Here is a 15,047-nt window from a genome sequence, read left to right as displayed (position 1 = left end):
GTGCGGTCGCCCGGCGCGCGGCGGAACCGCACGACGACGCGGGGGACCAGTTCGCACCGGAGTCACCGCACCACATCCGCGCCGGTGAGCAGGCCGAGCTCCGCGCGCGTCGGCAGGCCCTCCCAATCGCCCGCGGTGGACACCGCGAACGCCCCGCAGATCGCGCCGCGGGTCAACCGGCCCACCGGAGGCAGCCCGTCCAGCAGACCCGACAGGTAGCCCGCGACGAATCCGTCGCCCGCCCCGACGACGTCCACGGCCGTCACCGCGACGGCCGGCACCCGTGCCACGTCGCCACCGGACAGCACGAGGGCGCCCTCCGCCCCGAGCTTCACCACGACCTCCTCGGGACCGAGCTCGGCCAGCCCACAGGCCAACCGCACCGCGTCCACCGACCCCGGTCGATCGAGCACGAGAGCGGCCTCCTCGACGCCGGCGAACACGGTCGCGGACCCCGCAACCAGTCGACGCAGCACCGGCCGGGCCTCGACCGCCGACCACAGACGACGCCGGTAGTTGACGTCGAAGGAGATCCGGGTGCGGGACCGGCGGGCCGCCGCCACGATCGCCTCGACCGCGGCACGTGGTTGTTCCCCGAGCGCCGGGGTTATCCCGGTCACGTGCAGCACGCGCGCCGGCAGCGCGTCGGCGGGAACGTCCTGCGGCCCCACCGCCACCCCGGCGCCGCCCGCGCGGTAGTAGGCCACCACCGCCCGGTCCGCGGTACGCCGATGACGGACCAGCAGACCGGTGGGCCGGCCCGCGTCGCGAGCGACCGCGTCGACACCAACGCCTTCGGCGCGCAGCGCGGCCAGGATCATGTCACCGAAGGCGTCCGAACCCAGACGCCCGATCCACCGCGCCGAGTGGCCGAGCCGACGGACCCCGATCGCGACAGTCGACTCCGCCCCGGCGAACGACAACTGCGCCGCGGCGCCGGGCTGCGGCGGGCGCATGGCCGTGGCACGCACGACCGCCATGGTCTCGCCAAGCGTGACCAGATCAGGCATCGACCGGCTCCTTCTCCGCGGTGCTGCTGGTGGTGGCGTGCGTCCGGCCGCCTCCGGGTCGGCTGTGCCCCGCTCACCCGCCGAGCGGCTTGGCGGCGAACCTCAGCTTCTCGACCTCGTGGAAAGCCTGGCCTCCTTCGTGGCCGTTGAACGGGTAGACGCAGATCTGCTTCGGTCCGGCGTAGTGGTTGTACGAGGCATACACGGTCGAGGGCGGGCAGGCCTGGTCCATCAGCCCGACGGAATAGAGCGCCGAGGCGCTGGCCCGCTTGGCGTGGTTGACCGTGTCGAAGTACGAGAGCGTTCGCATGACCTGCTCCCGTTCGTCTCGGCGGACCTTGAGATAGCTGGTGATCTCCGCGTACGGCGAGGCGTCGGTGATGGTCAGCGCACGGGGAAAGTCGGCGAGGAACGGAACGTCGGGCATGGCGGCCACCAGACCTGAGGCGAGGCCGGCCACGGCGGTGGCGATTCCGCCGCCCTGGCTGGTCCCGGTGACGGCCACTCTGCTCGGGTCCACATCGGACAACTCCCGTACGGCGTCGATGGCCCGGACCCCGTCGGTGAAGACCCGGCGGTAGTAGTAGGTGTCCGGACTGGCGATGCCTCGGGTGGTGAAGCCCGCGATCGCGGGGTCACCAGTGGGGTCGGGATCGGGTGTGTCCCCCCTGGGGCCCTTCGCGCCCTGACCTCGGGTGTCCATGATGAAGTGGGCGTATCCGGCCATGGCCCACAGAGGTCTCTCGTGCGGCAGGCCGCGTCCCCCGCCGTATCCGACGTACTCCACCACGGTGGGCAGCGGACCGGTGCGGGTGACCGGCAGGTGCAGCCACGCCTTGACCGGGTTGGCGTCGTAGCCGGCGAAGGTGACGTCGAAGGTGTCGATCAGCGCGAGTTCGTTGTCGACCGGAGTGACGGTGAGGTTCAGCTGATGGGCGCGCGCCTCCTGGAGCGTCGCGCTCCAGAAGCTGTCGAAGTCCTCCGGTTCCGCGACGGCGGGCCGGTAGCTGCGTAGAACGTCTTCGGGCAGGTCGAACAGTGCCATGGCATCTCCACGGTGGCTGGTTGGTCGGGAGTCGGATGGGCCGTCACCACTCGGTGAACGCGCCGTCCGGGCCGCGCCAGACGGGCGAACGGAACCGGTGGCCTCGTGCCGCCGCTTCGCGCACCGCCCTCTCGTCGACCTCGATGCCGAGGCCGGGCGCGTCGAGGCGCTCCACGTGCCCGTCGCGCAACCGCAGGACGTCGGCGTCGACGAGATAGTTCAGGCCGTCCTGGCCGTTGTTGTAGTGGATGCCAAGGGCCTGTTCCTGAATGAGAAAGTTGGGTACGGCCAGGTCGATCTGGAGGCATGCGGCCAGGGCGATGGGGCCGAGCGGGCAGTGCGGGGCCAGGACGGCGTCGTACATCTCGGCGACCGCGGCGATGCGCCGGACCTCGGAGATGCCCCCGGCGTGCGAGAGGTCGGGTTGGACGACGGCCACGCCGGCGTCCAGGACGTCCCGGAACTCGCGCCGGGTGTAGAGCCGCTCGCCGGTGGCGATCGGCAGCGACGTCGCCGTGACGATCCGGTCGATGTCGCTGGAGTACTCCGGCCGCAGCGGTTCCTCGACGAACAGGGGCACGTACGGCTCCAGCAGTGGCAGGAGGCGACGGCTGGCGGCGATCGAGGCCCGGCCGTGCAGGTCGATCGCCACGTCGTTGTCGGGGCCGATCGCGTCGCGGACCTTGGCCAGGAGATCGACGACGGATCGCAGACCCGCGGGTGTGTCCAGGAACGCCATCGGGCCCGGCGGTGCGATCTTGACGGCGGTGTAGCCGGCTGCGATCGCCGTCGCGGCGGCTTCGGCGACCTGTTCGGCGGTCTCACCGTACGCCCAGCCGTACATCCGGATGCGGTCGCGGACCGGGCCGCCGAGCAGGTCGTGGACCGGCGCCCCGCGGACCTTCCCGGCGATGTCCCAGAGCGCCTGGTCGATGCCGGCGACGGCGCTGGAGAGTACGGGGCCGCCGCGGTAGAAGCCACCGCGGGTGAGGACCTGCCAGTGGTCTTCGATGCGCATCGGATCGCCGCCGATGAGCAGGGCGGACAGCTCACCGATCGCGGCCTGGACGGTCTCGGCGCGGCCTTCCACGACCGGTTCGCCCCAGCCGACGACACCGTCATCGGTGGTGATCTTCAGGAAGAGCCAGCGGGGCGCTACGAGGAAGGTCTCGAGACGGTCGATCCTCATGGGGCCACGATCCCGCCGTCGAGGTGCCGTACCTGGGCCGACCACCGTTCGTGGCGGTGCTCCTCGGGCGGGTACTTGGCCGCCTCCGCCTCGTCGAGGTCGATGCCCCACCCGGGTGCGTCCGACGGATAGAGGAAGCCGTTGCGGGGTGCGAGCGTGCCCGGGAACACCTCGTGGACGGCGGGCGGGTACTCGTGGCCCTCCTGGAGGACGAACGCCGCGCTTGTCACGTCGAGCGCGACGTTCGCCGCCGCGCCGACCGGGGACACGTCGGCCGGCGAGTGCCAGGCGGTGCCCACACCGTGGAGTTCGCACAGGGCGACGAGCTTGCGCGCCGGGCTCAAACCACCGATCGACGAGATGTGCAGACGCAGCAGATCGACGCCGCCACCCGTCAGGAGCCGGGCCGCGTCGGCGACCGACGCCAACTGTTCCCCGGCGGCGATGGGCATGGGTGCGGCCGCGCGGACCTCGCCCAGCCGGTCGTAGAACTCCGGGGCGATCGGATCCTCCAGGAAGAACAAGCGGTACTCCTCGAGCTGGCGGACCAGTCCGACAGCCTGCTTGACGGTCAGCCGGGAATGGACGTCGTGCATCAGGTGCGGTTCGGGCCCGAGGGCCGCGCGGGCCTGCGCGAACAGGTCCGGGGTGTCACGCAGGTAACGGTGCACGTCCCACCCGCCGGGGTGCGGTGTGCCGGGGTACCCGCCGGGCGTGGCCGGAGCGCCGTAGGTTCCGGCGCCGGGGCTGCCGACCTGCAACCGGACGTGCCGGTACCCCCGGTCGAGCAGGACGCGGGCCTGCTCCAGGGTGGCGTCGACGGTGGCCCCGCCGGCGTGCAGGTACGTGTCGGCCGCCGCTCGGACCCGCCCGCCGAGCAACTCGTAGACGGGCATGCCGGCCCGTTTACCGGCGATGTCCCACAGCGCCTGGTCGACGCCGGACAGGGCGTTGTTGGTGACCGGGCCGCTGCGCCAGTACGACGAGAAGTGGATCATGCGGAAGATGTCCTCGATGTCGGCCGGATGGCGGCCGACGAGCAGCGGCGCGACATGACTGTCGACGGTGGCGGCGACCGCGTGGAACCGCTGGGTGAATGTCGCGCACCCGAGCCCGTACAGGCCGGGATCGGTGGTGTCGACCCGGACGACGACGAGCGGCACGCCCTCCGGGGCGGTGACGATCGACCGGACGCCGGTGATGCGTAGCCGGTCACGGCCGGGCCAGGGCGCCTGTGTCTCCGGCATGGGTTCGAGGGGCACTGACGTGGTCTCCTGTTCCAGGAACGGTGCTTCGATGGGCTGCGACGGCAGACCGTCAGGCGTAGGCCCGCACGGCGATCAACTGGGCCGAACCGGTGCCGTTGGTGGCGGTGACGACAACCCTGATCCGGTCGGTCACGATCGGCGCCGCGAGACTGTGTGTGCGGCGCCGCTGCCGGTTGTCGGCCACCGACACGAGCGGTTGCCAGCCGACCCCGGCGACGCCGGCCTCGATCCGGTAGTCGCGCACGAGCGTCGGCATGAGCGTGAACGGCATCCGGTGCCGGGGCAGATTGATCAGGTCCTCGTTGACGTCGTCGTTGGCGATGATCTCGACCCGGCTCACCGTCACCGGCTCCGCCCAGGCCAGTTGCAACCACGGCTCGCCGTCCGTGGCGAGGGGCCGCGACATCCACAGGTGCGGTCCGGCGAAGGGCCGCAGGTAGCCGTCGACCACCTTGTCGGCGGAGTAGGCCGCCGTCGGACCGGTGCGCAGGCAGAAGGTCCGGCGGCGCAGGGCGGCGCTCTTCCACTCGAGCACCGGTTGCCGCTCCCTGCGGTCCGTCGGCGGCGGCACGTGGGACAGGGACAGGACGCCGGGGACGGCCGTGTCCGCGACGTGCAGGGTCACGGCACGGTTGGCCCGTACCCGCAGGAAGGCGTTGCGCGCGGTGGGCGGCTTCCACGCCAGCGGAAGGCGCACCCACTGCCGGGCGCCCGCGGCGACCGGGACCTCCGCGGTGTCGATCAACGCGCCCGGTACGTAGTTCTGTCCGAGACCGGTGTCGTGGAGGTCCACCACGAGCGTCGTGGCCTCGGCCGCGTCGACGAGAAGCTCCGGCTCCGCCAGGGCGGGATCGACCGGCAGCACGATGCCGGCGTCCGCGCCCAGCGGCCACGGTTCAGCCGGTTCGGTCACCTCGATCCCGTCCTGCGTCGAGGACGCCGTCACCAGCGCCGCGCGGGCCTGGTCGGTGGGGTCGGCCGCGGCCACGCCGATGAGGGACGCGTCGGAGCGCAGCAGGGTCTGCTGGAGGTGCCCCGCGTCGAGATCGCGTGGGGCCACCTGCCGGTCGAGGCACAGGGCGGCGGCGGTTCCCGCCGCCTGGCCCAGCGTCGCGCAGGTGGCCATCACCCGGGTCGACCCGAACGCGATGTGGCTGGCCGAGACGTTGCGTCCGGCGAACAGCAGGTTCGTGGTGTTCACCGAGTACAGGCAGCGGTAGGGGATGGGGTAGACGCCGTCCGGGTGCAGGTGTTTCGAGGCGGCCTCCGTCGCGTACATGCCCTGCGGGGGATGCATGTCGATGGACCAACCGCCGAAGGCGACCTGGTCGGGGACCTCCGTCTGGCCCATGATGTCGTGCTGGGTCAGCACGTGGTCGCCGATGAACCTCCGGTACTCCCGCTTGCCGGGGACGGCCCCGACCCACTCCAGGGTCATCGTGTCCGCGTCGAACCGGCCCGAGTTCTTGATGTGGTCCCAGATGCCGTAGATGACCGACCACAGTTCGTCCCGGATGACGTCGTTGTCGTGGACGGTGTCCAACTCCCCGCCGTACTCGATCCACCAGTACGCGGTGCCGTTGTCGCCGGCCCGGATCAGACGCTGCTGCGGGATGCTGGTTTGCGTGATGTCCTTGGCGAACGACGGCGCCACGTAGGTGACCGGCTCACCGGCGTCCTTGGTGTAGAAGAGCAGGGTGCTGCCGAGGGTGATGTCGTCGGCCTCGACGGGCGCCCAGGGTTCGCCGTACTGGCTGCTGGCCTCGCGGCCGATGCGGTACTCGGCGCCGGCCAGGTGCCCGACCAGGCCGTCGCCGGTGCAGTCGAGGAAGATCGGCGACGAGAAGTGGATGAGCCGTTCCGAGCCCATCATCCACCCGGTGACGGTGTGGATCCGCCGCGCCTGCGGCGGCCCGTCCGCGTCGACGTCCCGGACGTCGGTGTTGAGATACAGGGAGATGTTCGGCTCCGCCCGCACGGCGTCGAGCACGACCGTGTCCCACACGTACGGGTTGCCCTGCGGGTTGCGGTACTGGTTCTCCACGAACAGCTCACCCATGATCCCGCCTTCGCGGGCGTAGTGGTTGTCGCCGTGGCTCGTGGCGCCGACCACCCAGACCCGCACCTCGCTGCTGGAGTTGCCACCGAGCACCGGCCGGTTGTTGATCAGTGCGACCGTCCGGCCGAGGCGGGCGGCGGCGATGGCGGCGCAGACCCCCGCCAGACCACCGCCGACCACCGTGATGTCGTGTCCGGCGTGTTCAACGCGCATTGTGGTGAGCCTCCGTCGGTGTCACTTGAGCCCGGTGCGGCTCAGTGCGGACAGGAACTGGCGCTGGAACACGAGGAACACGATGATCATCGGTACGACCGACGAGGTGGCTGCGGCCATGGACAGGCCACCGGCGAGGCCGCCGTCGCCGTCGACGAATCGGGTCAGGCCGACGGGAAGCGTGTAGTTCTCGTCGGTGGACAGCATGATCAGCGGTGTCTCGTAGCTGTTCCACGACCAGACGAAGCCGAGGATCGCCAGTGCCGCGAGGACGGGCTTGGCCATCGGTAGGTAGATGCGCCAGTAGATCGACCACTCGCCGGCACCGTCGATGCGGGCGGCCTCGGCGAGTTCCCCGGGTACGGCGGAGAAGTGCTGGCGCATCAGGAAGGTGCCGAAGACGGTGAACATGCTCGGCAGGATCAGCGCCCACAGGGTGTCGTACAGGCCGACGGCCTGAAAGAACATGAACCGGGGCACGAGCAGCAACTGGGTCGGCACGATCGAGGTCGCGATGTAGAGCAGGAAGAGGCGGTCGCGACCCTTGAACCGCATGCGGGCGAAGGCGTACCCGGCGAGGGAGGACGTGAACAGCTCGCCGGCGACGGCGACGACCGCCACGATCAGCGAGTTGCCGAAGTAGCGCAACAGGGGCGGGTCACCGGCCCAGACGTCGAGATAGTTGACCCACCGGACCGGATCGGGAATCCACGTCACCGGGAGCGTGAACACGTCGATGTTGCGTTTGAGCGAGGCCGAGATCATCCACAGCAGCGGAAGGGCGAAGAGCACCGCGACCGCCCACATGACGACACTCAGCACCCAGTCGTGCAGGCTCCGGGCATTACGGCTGCGGGTCATGTGTAGAGCCCCCGTCCCTTCTGGAACCGCCACAGCAGCAGCGTCAGCAGCAGCACCGCGGCGAACGTGACGACACCTATCGCGGCGGCGTAGCCGAACTTGTAGGCCTGGAATCCGGACTGGTACATGTAGTAGGCCAGCACGGTGGTGGACTCCCCCGGGCCGCCGCCGGTCAGGAAGGCGATCAACCCGAACCCCTGCGATGTGCCGATGAACGACGTGATCGCCAGGAAGATGGTGGTCGGCATGAGGCTCGGCCAGGTGATGGTGCGGAACCGGCGCCACGCGCCGGCCCCGTCGATCATCGCCGCCTCGTGCAGGTCCTGGGGCAGCTCCTGGAGAGCGGCCAGGTAGATCACCGCCTGGTAGCCCATGCCGGCCCACACCTGGATGAGCACGAGCGCCGGCAGAGCCCAGTCCTCGGAGACCAGCCAGGTCGGCGGCTCGGACAGACCCAGGAACCGCAGGGCCTGGTTGAGCAGCCCGGCGCTGGGGTTGAGCACGAGCAGCCAGACCATACCGATGGCCACCGTGTTGACCATGCTGGGCACGAAGAACACGACCCGCAGCGCGGCCCGGCCGACAAGCGGCCGGTTGAGGGCCAGTGCGAGCAGCAGGCCGAAGGCGATCGACAGCGGTACGCCGAGGCCGGCGAAGAACACCGTACGGCCCAGGGCCTGCCAGAACTTGGGGTCGGCGAACAGCTCGGCGAAGTTGTCCAGGCCCACCCACTCGATTCCGCCCAGGCCGGACAGCACGTTCCAACGGGTGAACGCGATGCCCAGCCCGGCCAGCATCGGCCCCAGGGTGAAGGCGACAAGTCCGACGAGATTGGGGGTGATGAAAAGCCACGGCAACCAGGAACGAACCTCGGAGGGCCGGCGCCTCTTCTCCCGTACGACGGGCGCCACCGGTGACCGGGCCGGCCCAACCAGAGTCTCCATGTGTCTCTAGCCCGCCTTTTTGATCGCTGCGTCGCACTGTTCCTTGGCGGTCCGGGCCCACTGGTCGAGGCTGATGTTGCCGAGCAGGACCCGCTGGTTGAGCCCGTTCACGATCGTGGAGATCTCCGCGTGTGCCGTCTGGATGGTGTCCACGGGGATCCGTGCGTCCGAGGTCAGCAGGTTGCTGACCAGCGACGTGTCGTCGAACAGCTTCGCGGCGTCGGGTCCGCCCAGATCGGCGGCCAGTTTGGCGGTGTCGCCCCCGGGCAGCGACGGGAGCCGGCCGCCGGGCACCATGTGTGCCGCGCCCTCACCGAGCCAGAACCGCAGGAGCGTGAAGGCGGCGTCCTGGTGGCGGGACTTCTTGGTGATGGCCACGTTGTCGCCGTAGCCACCGGTGTTCCAGAACGGCACGCCCTTCTGCGGCGCCGGCATCGGCAGCAGGACGGTCTGGAAGTCGTGCGGATACTCCTTGGTGTCCTTGATGTAGCGCAGGACGAACGGCTGGGAGATCCACATCGCCACCTTCCCCGTGAGGAACGGGGTCTGGGCGAACACGTCCCACTTCTGCGCCACGATCTCGGTCATCGGCGCGGCCGACTTCTCGGCCATCATGTCCAGCCGGAGTTGGAAGTTCTCCCGGAACGCCGGGTGGTCGAAGTTGGACTCGCTGCCGCCGGCCTTGTAGGTGAAGTCCGGGCCGATCTGCTGGCGGGCAAGGTCCGGCGGGATCAGACACCCGTACACGCCGTTGCCGGAGAGCTGTTTCGCGATCGCGCGGAAGTCGGCGGTCGTCCAGTCCGCCGGGACGGTGACGCCGGCCTTGTCGAGCAGGCTCTTGTTCGCCAGCACCGTCTCCACGCTGCGGCTGGCCGGAGCGGAGTACGCCTTACCGTCGAAGAAGTTGTTGCTTGCCGGTTGCGCGCCGGGGGCGAACACCTTCAACGCGGTGTCACCGGCGAGCCGGTCGGTGAGGTCGGTGAGCAGACCCGCCTCGACGCGTTTGGCCAGGGCCGAGCGGGCGTACGACACGACCACGTCGATGTCGAGACCGCCCTGCAGCGCGGTGTCGAGCTTGAGGTTGCCCTGATCGTCGTTGACGTAACGGGTGTACTTGACCTTGATGTTCGGGTGCTTCGCGGTGAACGCGGCGAACAGGGCGTCGGGCCCGCTCTCGGCGGGGACTCCGCCCCACACGTTGAGGGTCACCGTGCCGGCGTCACCGGACTCGTCGCCCTTGCCGCAGGCGGAGAGGACGGCGGCGGAGGCCAGTCCGGCCGCGCCCGCGAGCAGGCGTCGGCGGCTGATCGTACGTGTCATGGCGTCACTTCCTGAGGTGAGGTTGGTGGCTGTCCGGGAGGGGACAGTGGGTGAAGGTGCTCGGGGGTGAAGCCGAGCAGCCGGGTGGCCCGACCGGTGTCGATGGCGACGCTCCGGCCGGGCAGTCGCGTCCGCCGGGGCACCCCCGGCAGGTGCTCGTCAAGCAGCGCCTCCGTGTCGGTGGCGCTCAGGGTGTCCGGGGCGGCGACGAACACCGGGTGGAATCCCGTCACCGGGGCGGTGAGGGCCAACAGGCCGGCGCGGGCGGCGTCGCGGGTGTCCAGGTAGGCCCACATCTCCTTGGCCCCCCACGACGGGTGTTCGGCGTAGTTGCGGGCGTAGGTGTCGAACTGGTCGCCGGGACCGCCGAGCAGTGGCAGGCGCAGTGCGACGACGGTCATGCCGTGCCGGCGGGCCATCATCGCGCCGATCGCCTCGTCGGTCTGCTTCGACAACGCGTACGGGTCGGCCACCTGTAGTGGCAGATCCTCGTCGACGGGCAGGTAGGCCGGTGTCCGCGGGTGCGGCGACCAGGGCAGACCGGTGACCGACAGGCTGCTGGCGAGCACGGCCCGGCCGACGCCCTGCTGAGCCGCCTCCTCGAGCACGGTGAACGTCGCCTGGGTGTTGGTGGTGAACACCTCGTGCGGTGTGCCGAGGGTGGGGGCGGGGATCGCCGCGCAGTGGAAGACGGCGTCGACCCCCGCGAGGGCGTCGCGTACCACGATCGGGTCCCCGGCGGATCCGGTCACCATCCGGTCCGCCCGGGTGTCGCCCGGGTCGTGCAGGTCGAGACCGGTGGTGGGGATGAGCCGGTCGGCGAGGAGCGTCAGGGCCGCCCGCCCCAGCCGTCCGGCCGCACCGGTGACCAGGATCCGCCGGGGCCCGCTCACGGCGCCATCACCTGCACCGGCCGGAACTCCGCGGTGTTCTTGGCCAGCACGATGCCGCCGCCCCACTGGATCCAGCCGGCCCGGCCGATGCCGTCGTCATCATCGTTGACCACGAAGGACAGAGCGACCGGTGCGGTCGGCGGACCGCTGAGCCCGAGTGCGGACCAGGGCACCGACACCCGGTAGGAGGTGGTGGTCCCGCTGCGGACGATCGCCGCCGTCGCGCCGGGCGTCGCACCGGCCACTCCGCCGGCCGGTGGCGTGAAGGTGTACACGGCCGGACCGGTGCCCAGCAGCGCCGCACCGATCTCGACGCGGGAGGTCGAGCGCCCCGGCAGGTCGGGGCTGACCGCCAGTTGGATGGAGTCGCCGTCCCACATGCTGCCGGCCGTCTTCGTCTGGGCGTGGTTGTTGTCGGTCACGTCGGCCGTCAACCACAGGGCGTCCGCGGTGCGGGTGAGCTTGACGGTGCCGGACAGGTCCGACGCGCCGCCGTAGGGAACCCGCCGGTAGTCGACCGCACCGTCGGCCGTCAGATTCACCGGGCCGGCGGCGTTCTGTCCGTCGGCCTCGATCGGGTTGAAGCCGACGGGCCCACCAGCACGGAAGGCGCCCAACTGTGCCGTGTCGACGCGCACCGACATGTCGTAGGACTTCCACGGGACGATCCCCGAGACCGGGATGTCGACCGAGGTGACGGAGTTCGGCGGGACCGGGGCGACACCTGTCGCCGTGCCGCTCTGCGTCCCCACCGTCCAGGCGATCTGGGAGACGTTCAGAGCGGTCGCCGACTTGTTGTTGGTGATCTTCACCCGGAGCGAACCGCCGAGCGGCCCGACCGACGTCACGATCGGATCGACTGTCGCCACGACCGGGTCGGTGATCATCGCGTCGTCGCGCAGCACCATCGACGCCGATCCCCCGGACCCGGCCCGCACGTGCACCGTTCGCGGGCCCTTCACCGTGCTACCGGGAACGCTTACGGTCTTCGTTCCCACCTGCCCGGCCGGCGCGTACACCGCATAGGTGTCGTCCTCGACGTGGAAGTTGGTCCACGTGCCTCCACCACCGTGGGTCCGGTCCACCTTCAGCGTCACCGGGATGTCGTCGCCGACGGCGACCGTGTCCGGCACCGAGACGGAGTACACCTTCGGGTTGCTCACCGCGAGGGCCGTCGGCTTGCCCCGGGTGAAGACCGGGTGCTCGGTCAGGTCCAGCGTCACCTTGCCCTGCAGGGGTTCCAGGGTGTTCGACCGGCCGTAGGCGTTGGTGACCGTGACCGGGGTGGTGGTGCTCAGCTCCACCTGGGTCGGTGTGGTCGCCCACATCACCCGGACCGGCACCTTGCCGGGCCCCCCGGCGAACTCGTACGAGTGGACACCCGAGCCCAGGTTGTCGGCGGCCCGGAAGTCCAGACCGGCGAGCTGGCGGATCAGCACCGACTGCGTGACAAGTGCCGGCTTCGGCGCGTAGGCGTTCATCCCCAGGTACCCGGGACGGCGCATCACGCCGAAGTTGTACTCCTGGTTCGACGCAGTCGTGCCGTCGTTGAGGAAGTCGTACCAGTAGTAGCGGCTGGCCCCGTTGGCCACGGCCAGGCTCGCCGTGCGGACCAGGTAGTCGCCCTGCTGCAGTTCGGTGACGCCACCGCTGGTGTGGGTCGGGTACCCGTTCTCGGTGATGTCGACAGGCATGTCACGACCGTTGTTGTAACGGCGGATCAGGTCCTTGAACGTCGGGATCATGGTCACGCCGCGGACCTCTGGCGGTGCCGGGAAGCCGTAGAGGTGCGCGCTGAAGCGGTCCATGTACTTCAGGCCGCCGATCTGGAACAGCTCCTCCCACCACGCCGGCCCGCCGCCGGCCGGGGCGACGACCTCGGCCTGCGGGTGGTCGGCCTTGACCTTGGCGTAGGTCTTCTGCAACAGAGGCAGGTAGCACTCCGGGGTACGACCGCACAGGCCGTTGTTGAAGCCCCCGTCGAACTCGTTGTACACCTCGATCTTGTTGGTGCCGGAGAGGGTGAGCATCGCCGAGGCGTAGGCGGCGAAGGCCGCGTGGCCCTCCGGGGTGCTCGGCGTCTTCCCGCCGTCGTAGAGCGGATTGGCGAACGCCGCGACCAGCAGGGGCTCCATGCCGTTGGCGGCCAGCCCGTTGAGGAACGGGGCACCGTAGCTGGGCATGGTGTAGGTGCCGGCGGTCTTCTCCACGTGCTGCCAGGACAGGGCGTCGCGAACGTGGGTGTAGCCGACCTTCGCCATGGTGGGGATGAGACTTGGCGGGTCGCTCTGGGAGAAGTGGGTGCCGACCCCCCACGGCGCTCCGGGCCGCCGGGCGTCGGCGGGAAGCGCGTCCAGCAGCGCCACCGGCGTGTACCGGGTGACCGGCAGTCCACCCACCTCGGCCGTGACGCCGAGGGTGTAGTAGCCGGGCTTGACCGTGGCGAGGTTGACCGTCGCCGTGCCACCGGACACCGCGGCCGTGCCGCTGCCCGCCGGCACGCCCTGCTCGTCGGCGACCGCCCAGCTCACGCTGGCCGCACTGGAGGTCACCGGAATGGTCCGCGGCTCGGATCCACTGAAGACCAGGTTCGTCGCGGTGATGCGCACCGCCTCGGCGGTGCTGAAGCTGACCGAGACGTCGGAGACGCACAGGTCGGTGGCCGACCGCCCGAGCCGGCTGTCCCAGGAGGCGATGCGGAAGTCGGCGCCGGACGGCAGATCGCCTTTGAACTCGGCGTCGGACAACTGGAAGACGTAGGAACGCCAGACGTTTCCGCCGGTCAGCGGGACGGCGTCGCCGGCCCGGTTCTGCCCCGTGCCGTCGTACTGGATGGTGAAGTGTCCGGGGCCGGCGTCGAAGTAGCTGACCTTGACGAACGCGTAGCCGGTGGTGGTCGGCTGCCGGGCGGCGTCGACCCGGAAGTACAGGAAGTCATTGGTGATCGGCGTCTGCGTGGTGGTCCAGCAGGGGCGGCCGCCCCGCTCGGTGGCCGCCGTGGAGATCTGGCCGGACGCGTCGCCGGGGTTGCCGGCCATGCCGTTCCACTGGGGGGTCGCCGAGAGCACCGCGGAGGCCGCGGGCGCGTCGGCGATCGCTGGGTGCGCGACGCCGATCATGGGCAGACCGATGAGAACGGCCAGTCCGGTCGCGACGCGGGTTCGCCACCGCCGGGAGTGCACATTCGAGGGTCGTTGCAAGGTCATCACCTCTCGGCTCAGCCACGGTCCGCGCGTCGGCGCGTCGTCGTCCCGTGACGGTGCGTGGCGAGCCGACCAGCTCACCACGATTCGCAGCATGTGGCGCCTTTCCGTCCATGGCGGCAGCCCGCCGGACCCACCCCGTGATGTGGCAAACCGACCCGGGCAACAGTCATCGCGCCTGCTGCAGCAGGGTCAACTACGGCGACCAGGCGGGATCGTTGGTCAAGTGCGGCGAGCGTAATGGTGCAGTAATAGCACCGTCAAGACACGTCGATGAAACCCAGGCGACACGAGCCCGTAGCGCTGCGCAACGAAGTGATGCTATAAATGCAACATGCTGCCGTCTCAGCCGAACAAATCACTCCAGGACGGGCTCGACTGCCTGCAGTTGCTGGCCAGTTCCGCTGAGGCCCTCGGCTCTCGCGAGGTCGCACGACGGCTCGGGCTGGAACCCTCCCGCGCAAACCGTCTACTCAAGACCCTCGCGCACATCCGGCTGATCGAGCAGAACGAGCGACGCCGCTACCGTCCCGGCCCGGGAATCCATGCCCTGGCCGCGCAGAGCCTCTTCGGGTCCGGCCTGATCCGCCGCGCGCTCGGGCCGCTCGGCGAGCTGCACGCCCACGGCCACACCGTGGCCATGGGCGTGCTCTGGCGCGACCAGATGTCGTACCTGTACCACGCCGACCCGGGCATGGACACCAGCACGGCCCTCGGCCGGATCGGCCTCTTCCCGGTCGCCCGATCCGGGCTGGGGATGGCCCTACTGGCCTGTCAGGACGACGAGAGCGTCCGCGCCATGTGGGCAACCAGCGCGAACGAGACTCCGGTCGAGCCGATCCTCACCGACCTTGCGCAGATCCGCGAAGCCGGCTTCGCCCTACGCCCCGGCAAGACCGAACGCACCGTCGCCGTCACCGTCGGCGCGACACCGTACGCCGCGATCGGCATGTCCGGCCGCTTCCCCGACGAGCACATACCTGACCTCGTCGGCGCACTCCGGCACGCGGCGGAGAAGATCGAGAAGAACGGCTGAGGCGGC

Annotated in this window: 11 protein-coding genes; 1 reads left to right on the top strand and 10 read right to left on the bottom strand. The window is 70.2% G+C overall.

Features of this window, described 5'->3' with window-relative positions:
• Window positions 1-62: 62 nt before the first annotated feature.
• From AB0C15_RS09120 to AB0C15_RS09075, 10 genes are all read right to left on the bottom strand, one after another.
• Entirely contained in the window at window positions 63-1,010 is a 948-nt protein-coding gene (locus AB0C15_RS09120; RefSeq protein WP_357350294.1) for a sugar kinase, read from the bottom strand.
• 73 nt (window positions 1,011-1,083) lie between these two features.
• Window positions 1,084-2,055 (bottom strand): acetylxylan esterase, encoded by a 972-nt coding sequence (locus AB0C15_RS09115; RefSeq protein WP_357350292.1) that lies wholly within the window; start codon window positions 2,053-2,055, stop codon window positions 1,084-1,086.
• 43 nt (window positions 2,056-2,098) lie between these two features.
• Window positions 2,099-3,244, bottom strand: coding sequence for a galactonate dehydratase (dgoD, locus tag AB0C15_RS09110; RefSeq protein ID WP_357350291.1), 1,146 nt, complete (start codon window positions 3,242-3,244; stop codon window positions 2,099-2,101).
• Window positions 3,241-4,491 (bottom strand): enolase C-terminal domain-like protein, encoded by a 1,251-nt coding sequence (locus AB0C15_RS09105; RefSeq protein WP_357350289.1) that lies wholly within the window; start codon window positions 4,489-4,491, stop codon window positions 3,241-3,243. The genes dgoD and AB0C15_RS09105 overlap by 4 nt, the downstream gene beginning before the upstream one ends.
• 70 nt (window positions 4,492-4,561) lie before the next feature.
• Complete coding sequence (locus tag AB0C15_RS09100) at window positions 4,562-6,784, bottom strand: FAD-dependent oxidoreductase (protein ID WP_357350287.1); 2,223 nt, start codon at window positions 6,782-6,784, stop codon at window positions 4,562-4,564.
• A gap of 21 nt (window positions 6,785-6,805) precedes the next feature.
• On the bottom strand, window positions 6,806-7,645 hold the full coding sequence (locus AB0C15_RS09095) for a carbohydrate ABC transporter permease (protein WP_357350285.1): 840 nt from the start codon (window positions 7,643-7,645) through the stop codon (window positions 6,806-6,808).
• The gene (locus tag AB0C15_RS09090; RefSeq protein ID WP_357350283.1) at window positions 7,642-8,589 is read right to left on the bottom strand and encodes a sugar ABC transporter permease; all 948 of its coding nucleotides are present in this window, start codon (window positions 8,587-8,589) and stop codon (window positions 7,642-7,644) included. The genes AB0C15_RS09095 and AB0C15_RS09090 overlap by 4 nt, the downstream gene beginning before the upstream one ends.
• A gap of 6 nt (window positions 8,590-8,595) precedes the next feature.
• The gene (locus AB0C15_RS09085; protein WP_357350281.1) at window positions 8,596-9,909 is read right to left on the bottom strand and encodes an extracellular solute-binding protein; all 1,314 of its coding nucleotides are present in this window, start codon (window positions 9,907-9,909) and stop codon (window positions 8,596-8,598) included.
• Window positions 9,906-10,802 (bottom strand): NAD(P)-dependent oxidoreductase, encoded by an 897-nt coding sequence (locus tag AB0C15_RS09080; protein WP_357350279.1) that lies wholly within the window; start codon window positions 10,800-10,802, stop codon window positions 9,906-9,908. Before AB0C15_RS09080 ends, AB0C15_RS09085 begins: the two co-directional genes overlap by 4 nt.
• A complete protein-coding gene (locus tag AB0C15_RS09075; protein ID WP_357350277.1) occupies window positions 10,799-13,921 on the bottom strand; it encodes a sugar-binding protein in 3,123 nt (1,040 codons plus the stop codon). The genes AB0C15_RS09080 and AB0C15_RS09075 overlap by 4 nt, the downstream gene beginning before the upstream one ends.
• A 418-nt stretch (window positions 13,922-14,339) precedes the next feature.
• Here AB0C15_RS09075 and AB0C15_RS09070 point away from each other — a divergent pair, with 418 nt between their 5' ends.
• Entirely contained in the window at window positions 14,340-15,041 is a 702-nt protein-coding gene (locus AB0C15_RS09070) for a helix-turn-helix domain-containing protein (protein ID WP_357350276.1), read from the top strand.
• The last annotated feature ends 6 nt before the right edge of the window (window positions 15,042-15,047 follow it).

This window comes from Micromonospora sp. NPDC048835 (assembly GCF_040649995.1).
Classification (GTDB): domain Bacteria; phylum Actinomycetota; class Actinomycetes; order Mycobacteriales; family Micromonosporaceae; genus Micromonospora.
Note: the sequence above shows the minus strand (reverse complement) of the source record. Positions and strands in the feature narration are given on the sequence as shown.

Bases quoted from the DNA above. Each gene is read 5' to 3' on its own strand.
- AB0C15_RS09120 (WP_357350294.1), bottom strand. From the start codon at position 1,010: ATGCCTGATCTGGTCACGCTTGGCGAGACCATGGCGGTCGTGCGTGCC.
- AB0C15_RS09115 (WP_357350292.1), bottom strand. From the start codon at position 2,055: ATGGCACTGTTCGACCTGCCCGAAGACGTTCTACGCAGCTACCGGCCC.
- dgoD (WP_357350291.1), bottom strand. From the start codon at position 3,244: ATGAGGATCGACCGTCTCGAGACCTTCCTCGTAGCGCCCCGCTGGCTC.
- AB0C15_RS09105 (WP_357350289.1), bottom strand. From the start codon at position 4,491: ATGCCGGAGACACAGGCGCCCTGGCCCGGCCGTGACCGGCTACGCATC.
- AB0C15_RS09100 (WP_357350287.1), bottom strand. From the start codon at position 6,784: ATGCGCGTTGAACACGCCGGACACGACATCACGGTGGTCGGCGGTGGT.
- AB0C15_RS09095 (WP_357350285.1), bottom strand. From the start codon at position 7,645: ATGACCCGCAGCCGTAATGCCCGGAGCCTGCACGACTGGGTGCTGAGT.
- AB0C15_RS09090 (WP_357350283.1), bottom strand. From the start codon at position 8,589: ATGGAGACTCTGGTTGGGCCGGCCCGGTCACCGGTGGCGCCCGTCGTA.
- AB0C15_RS09085 (WP_357350281.1), bottom strand. From the start codon at position 9,909: ATGACACGTACGATCAGCCGCCGACGCCTGCTCGCGGGCGCGGCCGGA.
- AB0C15_RS09075 (WP_357350277.1), bottom strand. From the start codon at position 13,921: ATGATCGGCGTCGCGCACCCAGCGATCGCCGACGCGCCCGCGGCCTCC.
- AB0C15_RS09070 (WP_357350276.1), top strand. From the start codon at position 14,340: ATGCTGCCGTCTCAGCCGAACAAATCACTCCAGGACGGGCTCGACTGC.